An 18,814-nucleotide genomic window follows, 5' to 3' on the forward strand; every position below is an offset into this window, starting at 1 on the left:
GATTTTAACCTTTACAAGTTTTATACAATAATAAAAATCCGGGGGCGGTGGCGATCGGAAGAATAATCTGCACGCGCAGCGCACTCCCTATAGTAACTCATCCCACGATTAGGTTGAAATCCTATATAAATCGGTTGAAAATGTTGATTTTACCAATGGACAAGGCTTTGTACAATAGAGTTGTAGCGCTTACATTTCCAAGGAGGTTGCGGCGAAATGAAGAGACTTCAGGTGATTGGCAAGCAAATGAGAACTCCAAAAACCAAAAGGAGGCCGTGTTGATGAAACTTAAGGGAATATTGGCTGCATTTTTGTTTTTTAACCGTAGCATCTGTGCTATTGGGGGCGCATAAGGCAGAGGCCTATGAACTATCCAATGACAAGCTGACGATTCAGACAGGCGAGCATGGAGAAATTTCATCCATTCGTATCAAAGGAGATGCTTTCCCGACTGAATATGTCATGAACGCAACGGTAACACCTGAGCAGAACACCGCAGATCATCAATGGCTGGGTGAACTCATGTTCACGTACCGACTGGACAACGGCAGCTGGACAAAGGCTTGGACGAACAAGTCGGCAGACGCACGCAAGATCACGACCAGTGGCAATCGTGTTACCGTCACGTACGAGAATTCCAGCAATGCTGAAGGCATACGCAATTTTAAAGTTATCGAAACGTATTCGGCGGAGTCGGACGGTTCAGTGTTGTGGAATATACAGGTCCAGAATACGAGTGGCAAAAAGTTGGAGATTGGCGATTTTGGCCTGCCACTGCCTTTCAATGAGCAGTGGACTTACGGGGATGCGATTTACGAAACCAGAGTCGTGACGCATTCCTTTGTCGGCAATAACAGCTCCTATATTACGGCTGGACGTCCCAGCGGTATTGGTTCTTCCTTGCTGCTAATACCTGATTCCTCCACAGGAGCGGGGTTTGAATACCAGGATCACTGGCGGGATGAAGAGCATCCGGGCAGCAAATGGGCGTGGAATCCGGTCAATGAAGGAAAATGGGTGGAAGGACTGAATGTATTTTATATTCATTCCAATGTCATCAAGTCCACCAACCGTGGATATTTGCCTAACACAAGCCTGGTCCTGAATCCTGGGCAAAGCAAAAACTATGGCTTCAAGTTCCTGGCGGTGAAGGACGAGCATGATGTAAAGGATACGTTGTATCAAGAAAATTTGGTGGACACTACGGTCGTACCGGGCATGATCGTGCCTACCAATCAAAAGGCAAAGGTGGATCTGCGCACCAAGCAAACGATCAACAAGGTGACCTATCCAGACGGAACCGTTATTCCGCAGACGGATAGCAAGACCGGAGGACATCACATCTATGAACTGAAATTTACCAAGCTGGGGCCAAACTTTATAACCGTGGAATATGGAAATGGCAGCAAAACGGTTTTACAGTTCTATGCCATTGAGCCGATTGATCAGGCGCTGCAACGGCACGCTACCTTTATGGTGGACAAAACCCAGTGGAATGTGCCGGGCGATCTGCGTGACAAGGTGTTTGACGATTGGATGATGCATACCAAATCCAAGCGCAATATTTTTAACGGCTATTGGGGCTGGGGGGATGATTGGGGTCTGACCCACGGACAGTTCCTGGCTGAGAAAAATGCATTGTCTCCAGTCGCCAAAGAGGTGCGGGCCGTAGACGATTATTTGGAAACGGCGATCTGGACGAATCTGATGAACGGACATCATGAGGATTATTTAATTCATGATTTCCTGATGCCGGAGCCGAACGATACACCGACCTATCGGGGGTATGCGTACCCGCATGTATACAATACGTATTTCAGCATGTACAAGATTGCCAAGGAATACCCGGATCTTGTCACTTACAAGCATCCCAAGGAAACCTATTTGCTGCGGGCTTATAACATTTTCAAAGCATTGTATGAAGGGCCAGTCGCGTACAACTGGGAAACAGGCTTGATGGGTGAACTGACCACACCGGATATTATTCAGGCACTTCATGATGAAGGCTATGATGATGAAGCGAATGATCTCAAGGATAAAATGGCCCGCAAATATAACAATTTTAAAAATACAAAGTATCCTTACGGCTCCGAGTACAGCTATGACAATACCGGAGAAGAGGCCGTATATACGCTGGCCAAACAGAATATAGATACAGAAGGCGAGCAAAGCAAGGCCCTGGAAATGATGAGTAAAATCAACGCCAAAACCCGTGCGGCACGCGGTCATATGCCGGTGTGGTACTACTATACCGATCCGGTGACGATTACCGGGGAGAACTGGTTCAACTTCCAGTACACGACCGCGCTCGCAGGCTATGCGATGGATGACTGGATTCGGTATCATGAGGACAATCAGCGTGAGGAGCAACAACGGCTGTCTTACGCAGCTAAAATTGCCAATGTCGGAGCGATTAATTCCGGGCAAATCAGCTCGGACCCTGAGAACATCGGGGCGGTCGCATGGACGTATCAAGCGGAAAAAGGCAATAACGGAACGAACGGCACCGGTGGTGGTAAAAATGTTCCGCTCTTGAACGGTTGGCGCGGTATGAGCGGCGAGGCTGACCTCGGATTGTTCGGTGCACTCAAAACGTTAAGCGCCGATATTGCGATGGACCCGATTTTCGGATTGACGGGCTATGGTGCAGAGGTGAGCAAAAACGGCAACGTGTATACGATCAAGCCGCTCGACGGCCTGTTCAAGCGGGTCAATCTGATCACAGAAAAGCTGTATATTGAGCTGGATAAGGATCAATATACAGAAGCCAAGCTGGCTACATCCAAGGATTATGTATGGTTCCAACTGAAAAACCAAACGCCAGGCCAAGCTCATTCCACGTACGTTACATTTGATGGTTTGAAGAAAGGAACGTATCTGGTTAAAGTGGGCGGTCAATCGCAAGGCAAATTTAATGCGTACGCGCCTTCCAACAAGCTGAAACTGGAAATTGGCACAGCATCTTCCTACACGGTGGAGCTGACACCAACCACGCCTGACCCGAACAAGGCGCCTGTCGTCGATGCTGGCAAAGATTCCAAGGTGAAGCTGCCGGATCAGATCATTTTGAAAGGCACAGCTACAGATGATGGACTTCCGCAAGGGAAGGTTACAAGCGAGTGGAGCCTGGTTGAAGGACCACAGAACGCCAAGGTCACATTCAGCAGCAAAACATCGCTGCGCACGAAGGTGGACGTTTCCGAGCCGGGCACGTATATATTCAAGCTGACAGCCAATGATTCACTGCTGTCGGCGGAGGCTAAAGTCACTGTGGTAGCCGAACCGGCGGCTCCGCTGCTTGAACAGCTTGCGGTATACAAGTTTAACGAAACCAGCGGGTCTCTGGCAAAGGATTCATCGGACAGCGGCAATGATGCCACTGTCAAGGGAACCGTTGCATGGGCTGCGGGTAAGACAGGCAACGCTGTCAGCCTTAATGGCAAGGACAGCTATGTACAGCTTCCAGCGGGCATTGTGAGCCGGGCACAGCAACTGACCGTATCCGGCTGGGTCAAAGCGAACAGCCTGAGCGATTATGTAAGAATTTTTGACTTCGGCTCCGGAACCAATGAGTATATGTTCCTGACCCCTAAAGTCGGGGACCGGATGTTATTTGCCATTACGAACCAGGGGAACGGACAGGGACAGGAACAGACGATTGATGCCCCTGTACTGCCGACAGGTGTATGGAAGCACGTTGCGGTCACGCTTTCGGGCTCCACAGGTATTTTGTATGTGGATGGGAAAGAAGTGGGACGCAACACCAGCCTGACCTTGAATCCGATCAGCCTTGGTCAGACCAAAAATAATTTTATCGGCAAGTCCCAGTACCCTGATCCGTATTTCAACGGTTTGGTGGATGAATTCCGTATCTACAGCCGTGCTTTGAATGCAAGCGAGGTGGCAGGTCTGGCCTCCGGTACAGCACAGAGTCTGGCGGTAGCCGGGAAAATCACCGCGCTCAAAGAAGTAAGTGTAACGACTCACGCGGGTGAAAAACCTGAACTGCCAAGCGTAGTGGAAGCTACGTATGGAGAAGACTCCACCCAATGGGTGGCTGTGGAGTGGGAGGATATAGATCCTGCACAATATGCTGCTCCGGGTTCATTTGAATTACAGGGCAAAGTAGAAGGGACAGAGCTGAAGGCGATTGCGAAGGTAACCGTCATTGAGGCCGGGGCCGCGGCTCAATCGGAAACTCCGGTTAGTCCGGGGACTCCAGCAGTCTCAGCAACTCCAGTAACCCCGCCAACTACGACATCCCAGGTCACATCTGCTTTACCGGCTTGGCCAATCAGCTTCGCTAAATCAGTAGGGGCATTCTGATTGGAAAGCAACAACGCATAGTCATGGCTAACCTTTCCCACCGTCACCTTCTTCTGCAAAGAGGGTGGCGGTGGGTATCCTTACATTTGGAGTGCGCAGCTGCGAATACAATGTGAATGGAGGAACGGGCATGAGCAAGATTACATTTTTGGGTGCAGGCAGCACGGTATTTGCGAAAAATGTGCTTGGCGATTGTATGCTGACACCTGCCTTGCAGGGCTTCGAGCTGGCATTGTTCGATATTGACCCCGTAAGGCTGAAGGATTCGGAAAATATTTTATTGAATTTAAAAAAAACAACAGGGAGCACCTGTGTGATCCGCTCTTACACCGACCGCAAGGAAGCGCTGCGTGGAGCTGCCTATGTGGTAAATGCCATTCAGGTGGGTGGCTATGATCCGTGTACGATGACGGATTTTGAAATCCCCAAAAAGTACGGTCTGCGCCAAACGATTGCCGACACGGTTGGCATTGGCGGTATTTTTCGCAATTTGCGGACGATTCCGGTGATGCTCGACTTTGCAGCAGATGTGCGCGAGGTGTGCCCGGATGCATGGTTTCTCAATTACACCAATCCGATGGCTGTACTGACGAATGTGATGAACATATACGGCGGTGTCCGTACGGTAGGGCTGTGTCATAGCGTGCAGGCGTGTATACCGGAGCTGTTCAAAAGCCTCGGGCTGGAGCAGGAAGGTGTGAAGGCCAAAATTGCAGGCATCAATCATATGGCGTGGCTGCTTGAAGTGAGCAAGGATGGCAAGGATTTATATCCTGAAATTAAAAAACGGGCCGCCGCCAAGCAGCAGGAGAAGCATCATGATATGGTGCGTTTTGAAATGATGCTGAAATTCGGTTATTACATTACGGAATCGTCCGAGCATAATGCGGAATATCATCCGTATTTTATCAAACGGGCGTACCCTGAGCTGATCGAGCGCTTCAATATTCCTTTGGATGAATATCCTCGCCGCTGTGTGAGCCAGATTGAGCGATGGCAAACGATGCGCGAAGAGCTTTTGGGCAATCAGGATCTGCGTCATGAACGGTCGAACGAATATGCTTCGTATATTTTGGAGGCCATCGAAACGGATCGGCCTTTTGCCATCGGCGGCAATGTGATGAACACAGGTTTAATTACCAATCTGCCGAAGGAAGCCTGTGTGGAGGTGCCTTGTCTGGTCAAGCGGAGCGGGATCATGCCAACCTTTGTCGGAGATTTGCCGCCCCAATGCGCTGCGCTGAACCGGACGAATATTAATACACAGCTGTTGACGATTGAAGCAGCGATCACGGGGAAAAAAGAGCATATTTATCATGCTGCCATGCTGGACCCGCACACATCAGCCGAGCTGTCCATGGATGATATTGTTTCTCTGTGCGATGACCTGATTGCGGCCCATGGAAAATGGCTCCCAGTCTATGTGTAAGGGAGGCGGCTGAATGGGAGGCCGGGGTCGTCAAAAGTTCGCCGGAATTCCTACGATCCGTGGGAAATTCATTGTACTGACGCTGGTGCTCACCGTCTTTCCGATGGTGGTGCAGACCTTTACCTTTTACCGGATCGCGGCCCACTCCCTTGGTGAAAAGTCAGAAGCGCTGGCTATGCAGTCCCGGCAAATGAGTGAAAATTACGTCAACGCCACGCTCTCCGATTTGAACGATCTGACCAATGCCATTCTCAGCAATCCTGATGTGCAGGCTACGCTGGAGACCAAGCCGGAAGACGATTATGAATACTTGCGGAACGATGAAACACTCAGCATGGTCGTTCGAACGCAAACCCAGACCAAGCCGTATATCACGTCCTCTTTCATATATGCCGCCAATGGCGGGCTCAAGCATTCTCTGTATCAGGGGAATGCTTCGGTCCGCTTTGGCGGCCTTCCTACATTAGAGGAAGCACGTGTGTATTATCGCCGCCTGCTCACGGAACGGCCGATGATGTGGATGGCTCATTCGCCGTTTGAATCTGGACGCGGAATGGAGGAGGATCGCATATATGTCGGGAAGCTGCTTCGAAAAACGACGGGAGACTATGCGCCGCTTGGATTTTTGCTGCTGGAAATTGACAAGGCCAGTCTGTTCAGGGGACTTGCTTTCCATGAAACAGATGGCAATACCCAGATGTGGGTGCTGGATCAGGAGGGCGAGCCTGTATACCGATTGCCGGAGCAGGGCGTTGCGGATGAGTCGCTGCTGCGGGAGATTGCCCAATCCGCTGTGGACAAACCCGTGCTTACGAAGGACTGGAGAGCATGGAACGGGCGACAGACGATGATCTCCTATGGTCCGTTAAATGAAGGGCAATGGACGTTGCTGCAAAAAGTCGACCAATCCGTGCTGTTCGAGGACGCCCGGCAGATTGGTGCCTGGACCATCTGGACTTTTCTAATTGCACTGGTGCTGGGGTGGATGCTGTCTTATCGGCTGAGTGATACGATTCGTCGTCCGCTGCTTCAGCTGAGCCGATTAATGGCGGTGGATGGGAGTGTGGAAGAAACAGGATCAGCCAACGATCAAGAAGCTCCTGCTCCCGTTGTGTTTAACCCCAAGGATGAGGTGGGGCAGATCGGGGAGCGTTTTCTTTATATGATGCAAAAAAATCATGAGCTGTACGGACAGGTGTACGAAGCATTACTGTCACGCAAGCAGGCGGAGTTTCGTGCGCTTCAGGCGCAGATTAATCCGCATTTTTTGTACAACACGCTGGAATCGCTCAAGGGAATGGCACTGGCAAATGGGCAACGGGATATGGCAGAGGTGATTGGGGCGTTTGGCAAATGTTTTCGCATCTCGCTAAGTTATGGACGGGAGCAAATAAGCCTGGGACAGGAGGTCGAGCACGTAAGCGCCTATGTGAAGGTGCAGCAGTTCAGATTTAGAAATTCGTTCGAATGGATTTGCGAGGTGGAGGAGGATATTTGCGAATTTTACGTCCCCAAGCTCATCCTCCAGCCACTCGTTGAAAATGCCATTTACCACGGGTTAAAAGGTCGTACCGACCGTGGATATATCATGTTATCCGGTACGCGGGAAGGTAATGCGTTGCGTTTAACGGTGAGTGATGACGGGGACGGTATTGGAGCCGAGCGTCTGGACGATATTCGGAAATCGCTGGAGGCCGAGCGGGGGAGTACGATTGGCTTTGGGCTGCGCAATGTACATGAGCGTCTTCGACATTATGGTCCGCAGTATGGGCTGTCCGTAACGAGTGAGCCGGGCCAGTACACCTCGGTTACTTTGCTGGCACCGCTTCGAACTGAATAAGGAAGGGGGAAAATGCATGTACCGGCTGCTGATTGTGGACGACGAATATCACATTCGGGAAGGACTCAAGCTGATGGTGGCAGAAAGCGGCCTGTCTGTGGAAATCAGTGATGTAGCAAGTGACGGCGAGACGGCATTGCGTTTGTATGCGGAGCGGCGACCGGACATGATTTTACTGGATATTAATTTGCCGGATATGAGCGGGCTGGACATAGCCCAAGCCATTCGGGAAAAGGATCAGCAGACGCCTCTGTTATTTCTGACAGGCTACGAATCCGTAGCCTACATTCGTCAGGCGGTTTCGCTTCAGGCCGTCGATTATCTGCTCAAGCCTGTGACCAGCGGGGATTTTGAAGCGGCCCTGCGGCGAGCAGAGGACCGGATCGTGCAATGGCGAAGAAGCGAGGAGGAGGCCATTCACCGTCATCGTTCATCGGAGCCATTGTACAGGGAGCATCTGCTACTGGATCTGTTGCAGCAGCGGCGCCCCGCAGCTGAGGTCAAACGGGAGCTGGATGGGCTGGGGCTCTTCGAGACAGGCGGGCCGCCATATACGGTCCTGTGCTGCGAGCTGGAGGAGCCGGAGCAGCAGGAAGCAACCGCTACAAGCGAGCTGCACGGCTGCAAGGAGGGAAGCAGCCATCTATTCGCCAAGCTGGCCTGGGAGGCTGCGGCGGCAGCCGGAGCGAAGGCATACGGTGCGGCGGTTTCCCGCGACCGCCGGGTCGTGCTGCTGGCGGCAGCATCTTGCCGGGCGGCGGAGCGGGCGGCACAGCAGATCCGGCAGGCGGTGCAGGAGCGGCTAAACCGGGCGGTGTCCATCGGGATTAGCCGTCCTGTAGGGCGGCCGGAGCAGCTCCCCGCAGCGTATGAGGAAGCTGTGCAGGCGGCGGAGCATCGGGGCTGGGTCGGCTACAGCCAGATCATCCCCTATGAGAGCATTCAGGCAGCCGAGCCGAACAGCAGTCATTTGCTGGAGAAGGAACTGCTGATGATTACGGAAATTCGGGCAGGCAATGATGCTGCCGTACATGCCATTTTACAGGAATGGTCAGGACAATTGGCAGGGCTGCCTGTCAAGCAGGTGAAAATGATCGTCACCCAGCTTGTGCTGTTCGTTATGCGTATCGTCCAGAGTGATGCATCCGTATTTAAAATGTCCATGCAGGAGCAGGACCCGCTGCTGGAGCTGTCCCGCTTGCGGCACGGACCCGAGATGATCGACTATGTATCCCGCTATTTTGTCCGGGTCGGTCGTCATGTCCGGGAAGCGCGCGAGAAGGGGATTCCGCGCAAATTTCAACGGGCCAAGGAGTGGATTCGTGAGCATCTTCAGGAGGATGGCGGCCTGAACAGCCTTGCGGCTTACATGAATATGAGCCCCAAATATTTGAGCGCCCGTTTCAAGCAGGTCACGGGGGAGAGCTTTGCTGAGTACCAGACCCGCGTCCGCTTTGAGCGTGCGCGTGAGCTGCTGCTGGACACGAACCGGAAGGTGGCTGAGGTGGCCGAGATTGTGGGATTTTCGGATACGAATTATTTTAGCATCGCCTTCAAAAAACATACTGGACTGACCCCGACGGAGTTTCGTAGAACATTTTTGTAAACGCGCTGTTAAAAAAATCATACCAAAACAAAGAGAGTCTGGAGTCGTTGGGTGGTCGGCTCCAGACTCTCGGCGCATAATAGGCTTGTAAGGAGAATCCAGTTCAGGAAGGGGCCGGTTGATTTGCTGAAACGAAGGTTACGGACATGGGTGGCTCTTATAATGACGGCGATCTTGGCAGGACTGACGGCTTGCAGCGGCAATGCGGGCGAACCGGTCAATCCGAATGCGGTCGAGCTCAAGTTCATGTACTGGGGAAGTAATGATGAGAAGCAGGCAATGGAAAAGATGATTCAAAGCTTTAATGCATCCCACCCCAATATCCGGGTAAAGGGCGAGCATGTCCCTGGTGACTATACGACCAAAATTAACACGTTAATGGCCGCTAATCAGCTTCCCGATATCGCCTACCTGGGCGATTCGCTCACGATGAAATGGGCAAGTGAAGGCAGACTCCTGGATTTATCCTCCTATTATGATGAATATCCCGAATTAAAAAACAAGCTTAAATCCTCCTATCTCTACAGTGAACCCGGCAAGTCTATCGGCAATTATACCGCCTTGGAAGTGATGCAGTTGTTTTACAACAAGGAGCTGTTCTCAGAAGCGGGTGTACCTGTCCCTCCGGCCGATCCTCAAAAAGCGTGGACATGGGATGAATTTCTGGAGATTGCCAAAAAGCTGACCAAGGATCAGAATGGCAAGCATCCCGGCGAAAGCGGCTTTGATCCGAAAAATATTGTGCAATACGGCTTTGCCTTCGGCAACGACCGCAGCTCCTGGGGACCGCTCCTGGCGAGCAATGGTGGAGATTTGACCGACAAAACGGGCAAGAAGTACACCCTGAACCGTCCCGAGTCGGTGGAGGTATTTCAGAAGCTGCAGGATCTGGTTTTCAAGGAGCATGTTGCTCCCGATTTGATCCAGCAGCAGGACATGCCGTCCAATACGATTCGGCTTCAGACGAGAAAAGTCGCCATGGTGGTGGACGGGACGTGGTCCCTGCTTGATTTTTCGAACAACAAGCAGCTGCAATGGAGTATCGGCGTATTGCCGAAGCTGAAGGAACCCAAAACGATGATCGTTGCCGGGGCCACCGTCATTTTCCAGAGCACCAAGCATCCGAAGGAAGCACTCGAATTTTATTTGTACCACAACAATCCGGAAAAGGTGGACCTGTTCAAGTCCGGTCTGTGGATGCCTATCGAGGAAAAATATTATACCGATGAGCAGGCCATCCAGTCATGGACGAATAATGCGGCCCATCCGCCAGAATTTCGGCAGGCAGGCATTGAGTATGCCAGAGACTACGCCATCAAGCCGTCTACCTCTACACTGCGCAACTGGCCGGATATCGGTTCCAAGCTGACCCCGGGGCTGGATCTGATCTGGACGAATAAGAAGACGCCGCAGCAGGCATTGGATGAACTGGAGCCTATTATTCAGCCGTTGCTCCAGGGAGTCTATCCGGATGAATAAATCGGCAGCACAGCTGCGAAAGGAGATTGGTCCATGAGGCGGCAGCAATCAGGAATGATGCGCATGGAGCGTAACTGGGGTCTGTTGTTCGCGCTTCCTGCCATTCTCGGACTACTCATATTTACGATTGGGCCAATTACCGCCTCATTCATATTCAGCCTGACCGACTGGACTATTGGCGGCCAGATGAGCTTTGTAGGGCTGGAGAATTATCGGACCATTCTGACCAAGGATACAACCTTTTCCCAATCCATGTTTGTGACCACGTATTATGCGCTGGGCAGCGTGCCTCTTGGCTTGACGGCGGCTTTTAACATTGCGCTGTTGTTGAATCAAAAGGTGAAGGGCCTATCGATATTCCGCACGATTTATTATTTACCCACCATTGTGCCAAGTATCGCGAATACGATGCTGTGGCTGTGGATGTTCAACCCGGATTTTGGTTTGCTGAATTCGCTGTTGGAGAGTGTTGGACTGCCAGGCAGCAAGTGGATTTATGACGAAAGCACTGCGATACCCTCCCTGATTATGATGAGCACCTGGGGGATCGGGAACACGGTCATTATCTTTTTGGCAGGACTCCAGTCGGTTCCCACCCATCTGTATGAAGCTGCTGAGGTGGATGGCGGCAATCTGTGGCACAAATTCTTTCATATTACCATTCCTTCAATGACACCCACCATTTTCTTCAATTTGGTCATGTCTTTAATCGGCACCTTTCAGGCCTTCAATCAGGCGTACGTGATGACCAAAGGAGGACCCAACAATGCAACCCTGTTCTACGTGTTTTACTTATGGCGTACGGCCTTTACGGAGACCAAAATCGGCTATGCCTCAGCGCTGGCCTGGATCTTATTTTTCGTCATTATGGTGCTGACCGTCCTGATTTTCTCCACGTCCAAAAAGTGGGTTCACTATGAAGGAGGGGAACGATCATGAGCCAGATCACTTCTGCTGCCCATGCTTCCGAAGCACCGCAGCATCCGCCTCCACAGCCTGAACGCTCCCGCAGTCCTGCACCCGCTACCCGTGCCAAGTCCTTCCCAATCAGTCGTATTCTGCTGTACATTGTTTTAATCTTGGGCAGTATTTTGATGCTGTTGCCGTTTGTATGGCTTATTCGCAGCTCTCTGATGGGGACCTCGCAAATTTTTGTGTTCCCGCCACAGTGGATACCGTCTCCTTTTCAATGGAGCAATTACCCGGAGGCCCTGACTTCGGTGCCATTCGGTAGGTATTTTATGAATACGTTCCTGATTGAGGTGTGTGTGCTGACAGGTGTGATGTTGACCTCGATTGTATCGGCGTTTACGTTTGCCCGTCTGCGCTGGCCTGGACGCAATCTGATCTTTTCCCTGCTGATCGGGTCGATGATGCTGCCGTACGCGGTGACGCTGATTCCCACCTTCGTCATGTGGCGTGAGCTGGGGGGGCTGAACACCTTTCTGCCGCTGATTGTTCCAGCATGGTTTGGCGGGGGAGCATTTAATATCTTTTTGATGCGCCAGTTCATGCTGACGATCCCGCGTGATCTGGATGAAGCGGCTTATATGGACGGAGGCACACCTCTGACCGTGCTATGGCGTGTCATTGTTCCCTTATCTTCGCCCGCATTGATCGTGATCGGGATATTTACATTTATTGATGTGTGGAACGATTTTTTGGGCCCGATTATTTATTTGAGTGACGAAAAGCATTTTACGCTGGCGCTGGGATTGGCGACTTTTCGCGGGCTGAACAATACGAACTGGCCTTATCTGATGGCGGCTTCCAGTACCATTTTGGCTCCCATCGTTCTCATTTTCTTTATCGGACAACGATATTTTATTGAAGGCATCACACTGACAGGCATCAAAGGCTAGCAGGAAGCTGGAACTGGAATGAGCTTGAGTATTGGGGAAATGAGCAGGGACAGTGGATGCAGCAAGAGCTACGGGAGGGCAGCAGCTAGAAGAGGATGAATGGGTTCAAAGGTATGCGGTGGATCGTGTGCCAAGGCGTATTACTTGAAAAGGAATATGGAGCAGGGAGGCAGTGCGAGTGAAAGAGGAAGAAGTTCGAAATGTGCAAGCTGCTGCAAAGCCGTTACAAGGTATTCCAGGCAGACTGGCCCGATTACGCTCGGAATTCCCGGCACTGGGTATAGACGCGCTGCTCATTACACATGGACCGAATCGGCACTATATGACCGGATTTACAGGCTCGGCCGGGATGGCGCTTATTACGGAGGAAGGTGCTGTTCTGGTAACGGATTTCCGCTATATGATGCAAGCAAAGGATCAGGCACCGGAGTATTCGGTCATTCAGCATGAAGTGCAAATTTTCCGGACGGTAGCCGCGCTGACGGGTAAATCAGGCGTTCACCGACTGGGCTTGGAAAGTCGTCATGTTTCACTCCAGCAGTCGGGCCAGCTTCAAGCCGCGCTGGGTCCGCTGGAGTATGTGCACACGGAGGATGTGATTGAACGACTGCGCGATGTGAAGGACGAAGATGAGATACGCACCATCAGCGAAGCGGCGCGTATGACCGATGCTGCTTTTACGGAAGTGCTGAATTACATCCGGCCGGGGGTTACTGAGCGATGGATTGCGGCGGAACTGGAATATCAGCTGCGGCTGGCGGGCGCGGACTCGGGTGGCTTTGCGTTCATTGTCGCTTCGGGTGAGCGTTCGGCGCTGCCGCACGGACTGGCCAGTGACAAGGAAATCGGCCAGGATGAGTTTGTCACAATGGATTTTGGCGCGAATGTGCGTGGCTATCTGTCTGATATTACCCGCACCGTATTCGTCGGCAAACCGTCAGAACGTCATAAGGAACTGTATGCCATTGTGCTGGAAGCGAATATGAAGACGATCGCAGGGCTTCGCCCAGGCTTAAGCGGCCGGGAGGGGGACAGTCTGGGGCGGGATGTGATTGCCTCATATGGCTATGGGGAGCAGTTTGGCCACGGGCTGGGTCACGGCTTTGGGCTGGAAATTCATGAGCAGGTACGGCTGTCCCGTGAAAGTAAATCCGTGCTCGTACCGGGCCATGTCATTACCGTGGAACCGGGCATTTATATCCCGGGGTTCGGCGGGGTACGGATCGAGGATGATGTGCTGATCACGGATGACGGTGTGAAGGTACTGACCTCCTCACCGAAGGAGATGATTGTATTGTAAAAAGTAGTCATCCAAAAACGATATGGAGGGATCAAATGAACACGCAAAAAAGACGCACGAAAATATGGCTGGCCGCGCTGGCCGTTTCTCTCATCGTGGCTTTAACACCAGCTATTCCGGGACATGAGGCTTATGCCGAGGCGGAGTCGGATGCCAAAGTCATCGATATCTTTAGCCGGACGGTGAACGATTACGGTATAGATTTGGTCGACTGGCAAGGGTATCTTGCGAACCCGTATGTGAAGCTAAAGGTCAAACCGCCGGCGAACGCCGCTTTTCCGGTAACGATCACATTGAATGCGCAGGGCACATCGCGGCTGATGATGGATTTGCCAAGTACGCTGTCGGCGCAAGGGGCAAGCAAAACCCTGACCTTTGCCAATGCTCAGGAGGAAAAAGATTTCCGTCTAGCCATCCATCCTGACCGGATCGGGGGAAATGGTGAAATCGAGCATTATACGCTGTCTCTATCTGTGGCGGGAAACGATGGGCGCAAGACCACCCAGTCCATTCCGATTCGGGTGTTGGATCAGGACGATAATGAAGAGCCCCAAATCCCCATCTATTTTGACTACCGCTTCGATACGATCATGCCTTATTTCAATGATGCTGCTACAAGAAAAGCCGCAGAGCTGGCGGTGAAGGACTGGTTCTATTTCTTTGATCTGAGCTCCTTCGACGAGGTCCCCGCGAATGCGGAGGTCAACCATCTGCCGGGAGACGACTGGCAAAATGAAATACAGGTGACGAATGACAAGCCATATAAAGGCATGTGGGTGTTTATGAGAGGATTGAACGGGCCTTATTCTACGGGCTTTCCAGCCAATAACGGCAATTATCATACACGTAACGGTGTGACCGTCCCGGGGAACCTGAACCGTTCCTATAGTCTGATTCTGGATTTCTATGATGATGCAACTCCATTCACATCGGTGGACGATGAAGAATGGTATCAATCTGATCTGTCCAAGGTGACGGATGTGCACGGGCTGATCATGCATGAATTTGGTCATGCGATTGTGTTCAGTGACACGTTCCCGGGTGTCAAGGCGCTGAAGGAAGCAGCAGGCAATGACCCGGATATTCTGGCTTATCAGCACAGACCGGCCGCGCTGGACGACAGCTATCATCTCTCCGGGGAGCTTGCAGAGGTCGACAGACTGAGCGGACAAAACGGTGGCTGGCGCCACATGTTCCCGACCCGGCGCTGGATGAACACAAAGCTCTCGCTGCTGGTGGCAGAAAAAGCAGGCTGGCCGCTGCGCAAGGACCTAACTCCTTTTCTTGCGCCGGAGATCATAACGAAGGAACTGCCAGCCCCCGTTAAAGGGAAAGCGTACACGGCCAAGCTGGAGGCCAAGGGAGGCATTCCGTTTTACGATTGGACGGTAACGGGTGGTCAGTTGCCCGCAGGCTTTACGCTGGATCGCTTCACAGGAACGATCAGCGGTACGGCAGCAAGCGGAGCAGCGAACAAGACGTATACGTTCACCGTACAGCTGCGGGATTATGACGAGCTGAGCAAGCCTGTGACCCAAAGCTTTACGCTCAAGCTGTAACTGAATTTCCTGGCGCGGCTGCCCCGAATTTTCTGACGGAGCTTACATTTGACTGCCTAACATTGAGCTGGGCTAACATCTTCTGGACGACTACGGTTGAAATTTGGGGCAGAGCGACCTGAGTGTTATGACATTCGGGTTGAAACGGTCGAAGGGAGGAAAAGCGAGTGAAACACGACGCGGCGGATCTAGTCATTGTGGGCGGCGGAATCATCGGTGCGGCCATCGCTTATTATGCGGCTAAGTCCGGTTTGAAGGTCGTACTGGCTGAGCGGGGAGAGATTGCCGGAGGCACTTCGTCCCGTTGTGATGGAAATATACTGGCAATTGACAAGGAGCCGGGATTTGACAGTAGGATGTCGCTGGTATCGCAGGAACTGGTGGCAGAGCTGGCCAGGGAGCTGGAGGATGAGTTTGAGTACCGTGCGCCTGGCAGCATTTTGGTCTGTGAAAATGAGCAGGAGATGCAGGCGGCAGAGCAATGGGTAGCCCGCCAGCAGCAGGAGGGACTTCCATTTCGCATGCTGGATCAGCAGGCTTTGCGGAAGGAATGGCCGCATTTGGCCAAAGATTTGCCGGGCGGGCTGGAATGTGCGACAGATTCCACCGTAAATCCGGTGCTGATGACGTATGCGCTGGCCAGAGCCGCACGTCGGATGGGAGCCAGACTATTGCCGCGCACGCCGATACAGTCGGTCCTCAAGGACGAAGGGGGGAACGTCCACGGAGTGGAGACGCCAAACGGTGTGATCCATGCGGATGCAGTGGTATTGGCGGCAGGTGTGTGGACACGCAGCATCGGTCGTTCACTCGGTTTGAGCCTTCCGATCATGCCGCGCAAAGGACATATTCTGGTGTCTGCCCGAATGCCTTCGATCGGGAACCGAAAGGTGATGGAGTTTGGGTACCTGATGAGCAAGTTCGGGGGGCAGCGGAGTGTCGATGAGGTTTATGAAAAATACGGTGTAGCGTTGGTATTCGAGCCAACCGCTTCACAAAACATTCTGATCGGCAGCAGCCGTCAGTTTGTCGGTATGGATACGGGGGTTGATCAGCAGGTGATCCGCTTAATTGCCCGCAGGGCGATACGTTTTTTCCCCGCCCTGGCAAACGTGCCGTTGATGAGGGCGTATACCGGCCTGCGTCCATGGACACCTGATCATTTGCCGATTATATCAGCCGTGGATGAAGTGCCGGGACTGTTTATCGCTTCCGGCCATGAAGGGGACGGCATTAGCCTCGCCGCTGTTACGGGCAAGCTGGTGACCGAAATGGTACGCGGCGAACCCACTTGCATCCCGGTAGAGCCGCTGCGGTATGACCGATTTGGAGAGGCTCTGAACTGGTATGAGAACGGGCATGAGTTTCACGGGGAGGTAACCGGATGAGTGTGCCAGGCAAGATTGCTATACCAAGCATGAATACTATATCAGGCAAGATCACGACGATTGATACCCACACCGGAGGAAATCCGACGCGGACGGTCATTCACGGCGCACCTAAGCTGGTAGGTCATACGATGCTGGAAAAGATGACTTACATGGCAGAGCATCATGATGATTTTCGCCGTCTGCTGATGTTCGAGCCGCGAGGCCATGAGGTCATGTCGGGCTGTATTTTAACAGAGCCTTGCCATCCAGATGCCGATATCGGTGTGGTCTTTATAGAAACTGGCGGCTATTTACCGATGTGCGGTCACGATACGATTGGAGTATGCACGGCGCTAATGGAAGGCGGACTGATTGCTGCGGATAAAAAGTCTGTACTGCTGGATACTCCGGCAGGTCCGGTTCAAGTACGGCTGGAGGTGAATACGGGCAAGGTGCGGCAAGTAACGTTCACGAACATTCCATCCTTTGTGTACCGCCGTGAGGTGGAGGTCGATGTAGAGGGCATCGGTCAAGTCGTGCTGGATATTGCGTATGGAGGCAACTTTTACGGCATTATAGAGGCGGCTTCCATCGGTCTTGCGTTGGAGCAGAGCAGTGCGGCAGAGATTGTACGAACGGCGGTCCGGATTCGGGAAGCGGTGAACGCTGCTATTGAGGTAGTCCATCCTGAGAATCCGGTTATTCAGGGATTGACCCATATTGAATTTTACGGAGAGCCTGTGGCTCCACAGGCCGATTGCCGCAACGTCGTCGTTATCCCGCCGGGAGGTATCGACCGTTCCCCTTGTGGCACAGGAACCTCGGCCAAGGTAGCGGTGCTGCACGCCAAGGGAAAGCTGGGATTAAATGAGCCGTTTGTACATGAAAGCATCACAGGCTCCATGTTCCGGGCTGAAATCGTGGGCGAAACGCAGGTAGGTCCTTATCCGGCGGTGATCCCGCAAATTACAGGCTCGGCCTGGGTAACAGGGCATCATCAATTTGTGCTTGATCCGAAGGACCCGCTGAGGGAAGGATTTTTACTGATGTAAGTATAGTACTGGAATCGAATGATGTAACAGGCCAGTGTAATTATTCAACGTTCAGTTTGTAAAAAAACAGGTGGAAGAAGAAAGGATTGGTGAGCATATGGCACGTTTTGAGGGTGTATATGTGGCCTTGGTTACACCGTTCACGGCAGAGCTGGAGGTCGACTACAAGCGTCTGACCGAGCTGTGCGAGCATCTGATTGCGAACGGCATTAGCGGGCTGGTTCCCACCGGGTCACTGGGGGAGTATGCGGCGTTATCCCCGGAAGAACGATCACAGGTGGTGCATACGGTGATTGATGCTGCGGCAGGGCGTGTCCCGGTCGTTGTCGGCTCGGCGGCTCCATCCACCAGGCAGGCGGTGCATTGGGTTCAGCATGCCAAGGATGCCGGAGCCGCTGGTGTCATGGCGCTGCCGCCCATTAATTACAATCCGCTGCCCCATGAGGTAACGGCTCATTTTGAAGCGTTGTCGGAGGTGGGCTTGCCGATCATTGCGTATAACAATCCCCATGATTACAAGGTTGACCTGACTCCAGATATTCTTGCAGACCTGTCACGAATTGAAAATATCGTAGCAGTCAAGGAATTTTCCGGGGATGTGCGACGTATTCACGCTATTTTGGACCAGACAGAGCTGGAGGTCATGATCGGGGTGGATAATCTGGCGATGGAGGGGGCATTATTTGGCGCGACAGGCTGGATTTCGGGGGTGCCTAATGCGCTGCCCAAGGAAGGGGTAGAGCTGTTCCGGCTTGCGCAGGCGGGAAATATGGCGGAAGCTTCTGCGTTGTATCGCAGGCTGCTACCGCTGTTCCACTACGATGCCAGTCCACAGCTGGTGCAGTCCATCAAATATATGATGGAGCTGGCAGGATTCCCGGTCGGCCCGACACGTCCGCCCAGACTTGCGCTACCGCAGGCGGATTACGACCGTATTCGCGAAGCTTTTGAGGCGGCGGTTCGTCCGAGCGGGGTTTCATCCTGATGGAGG

At 52.5% G+C, this 18,814-nt stretch carries 12 protein-coding genes; all 12 read left to right on the forward strand.

Annotated elements, in window-relative coordinates; genetic code table 11:
• The first annotated feature begins 333 nt into the window (after positions 1-333).
• The 12 genes from KQI_RS26910 (at position 334) to KQI_RS0114375 (ending at position 18,808) form a co-directional block, all read left to right on the forward strand.
• Entirely contained in the window at positions 334-4,326 is a 3,993-nt protein-coding gene (locus tag KQI_RS26910) for a DUF5695 domain-containing protein (protein WP_326117059.1), read from the forward strand.
• A 130-nt stretch (positions 4,327-4,456) separates the two neighbouring features.
• Positions 4,457-5,755 (forward strand): alpha-glucosidase/alpha-galactosidase, encoded by a 1,299-nt coding sequence (melA, locus tag KQI_RS0114325; RefSeq protein WP_010347481.1) that lies wholly within the window; start codon positions 4,457-4,459, stop codon positions 5,753-5,755.
• A gap of 13 nt (positions 5,756-5,768) precedes the next feature.
• Positions 5,769-7,595: a sensor histidine kinase gene (locus tag KQI_RS0114330; RefSeq protein WP_010347482.1), complete on the forward strand. Its 1,827-nt coding sequence runs from the start codon at positions 5,769-5,771 to the stop codon at positions 7,593-7,595.
• 16 nt (positions 7,596-7,611) lie between these two features.
• A complete protein-coding gene (locus KQI_RS0114335) occupies positions 7,612-9,201 on the forward strand; it encodes a response regulator (RefSeq protein WP_010347483.1) in 1,590 nt (529 codons plus the stop codon).
• A 162-nt stretch (positions 9,202-9,363) separates the two neighbouring features.
• Complete coding sequence (locus tag KQI_RS0114340) at positions 9,364-10,680, forward strand: ABC transporter substrate-binding protein (protein ID WP_010347484.1); 1,317 nt, start codon at positions 9,364-9,366, stop codon at positions 10,678-10,680.
• Between the two features lie 33 nt (positions 10,681-10,713).
• Entirely contained in the window at positions 10,714-11,619 is a 906-nt protein-coding gene (locus KQI_RS0114345) for a carbohydrate ABC transporter permease (protein WP_010347485.1), read from the forward strand.
• Entirely contained in the window at positions 11,616-12,542 is a 927-nt protein-coding gene (locus KQI_RS0114350; RefSeq protein WP_010347486.1) for a carbohydrate ABC transporter permease, read from the forward strand. Before KQI_RS0114345 ends, KQI_RS0114350 begins: the two co-directional genes overlap by 4 nt.
• Before the next feature lie 202 nt (positions 12,543-12,744).
• Entirely contained in the window at positions 12,745-13,842 is a 1,098-nt protein-coding gene (locus tag KQI_RS0114355) for a M24 family metallopeptidase (RefSeq protein ID WP_411830860.1), read from the forward strand.
• A gap of 35 nt (positions 13,843-13,877) precedes the next feature.
• Positions 13,878-15,401, forward strand: coding sequence for an Ig domain-containing protein (locus tag KQI_RS0114360; RefSeq protein ID WP_010347488.1), 1,524 nt, complete (start codon positions 13,878-13,880; stop codon positions 15,399-15,401).
• Positions 15,402-15,568: 167 nt separating this feature from the next.
• Positions 15,569-16,789: an NAD(P)/FAD-dependent oxidoreductase gene (locus tag KQI_RS0114365; RefSeq protein ID WP_010347489.1), complete on the forward strand. Its 1,221-nt coding sequence runs from the start codon at positions 15,569-15,571 to the stop codon at positions 16,787-16,789.
• Positions 16,786-17,823 carry a 4-hydroxyproline epimerase gene (locus tag KQI_RS0114370; RefSeq protein WP_010347490.1) on the forward strand — a complete coding sequence of 346 codons (1,038 nt, stop codon included), beginning with the start codon at positions 16,786-16,788 and terminating at the stop codon, positions 17,821-17,823. Before KQI_RS0114365 ends, KQI_RS0114370 begins: the two co-directional genes overlap by 4 nt.
• 97 nt (positions 17,824-17,920) lie before the next feature.
• Positions 17,921-18,808 (forward strand): dihydrodipicolinate synthase family protein, encoded by an 888-nt coding sequence (locus KQI_RS0114375; RefSeq protein ID WP_010347492.1) that lies wholly within the window; start codon positions 17,921-17,923, stop codon positions 18,806-18,808.
• Positions 18,809-18,814: the final 6 nt, after the last annotated feature.

It is taken from the genome of Paenibacillus peoriae KCTC 3763 (assembly GCF_000236805.1).
Lineage (GTDB): Bacteria > Bacillota > Bacilli > Paenibacillales > Paenibacillaceae > Paenibacillus > Paenibacillus peoriae.

Coding starts and splice junctions, on each gene's coding strand:
- melA (WP_010347481.1), top strand. CDS start 4,457: ATGAGCAAGATTACATTTTTGGGTGCAGGCAGCACGGTATTTGCGAAA.
- KQI_RS0114330 (WP_010347482.1), top strand. CDS start 5,769: ATGGGAGGCCGGGGTCGTCAAAAGTTCGCCGGAATTCCTACGATCCGT.
- KQI_RS0114335 (WP_010347483.1), top strand. CDS start 7,612: ATGTACCGGCTGCTGATTGTGGACGACGAATATCACATTCGGGAAGGA.
- KQI_RS0114340 (WP_010347484.1), top strand. CDS start 9,364: ATGACGGCGATCTTGGCAGGACTGACGGCTTGCAGCGGCAATGCGGGC.
- KQI_RS0114345 (WP_010347485.1), top strand. CDS start 10,714: ATGAGGCGGCAGCAATCAGGAATGATGCGCATGGAGCGTAACTGGGGT.
- KQI_RS0114350 (WP_010347486.1), top strand. CDS start 11,616: ATGAGCCAGATCACTTCTGCTGCCCATGCTTCCGAAGCACCGCAGCAT.
- KQI_RS0114360 (WP_010347488.1), top strand. CDS start 13,878: ATGAACACGCAAAAAAGACGCACGAAAATATGGCTGGCCGCGCTGGCC.
- KQI_RS0114370 (WP_010347490.1), top strand. CDS start 16,786: ATGAGTGTGCCAGGCAAGATTGCTATACCAAGCATGAATACTATATCA.
- KQI_RS0114375 (WP_010347492.1), top strand. CDS start 17,921: ATGGCACGTTTTGAGGGTGTATATGTGGCCTTGGTTACACCGTTCACG.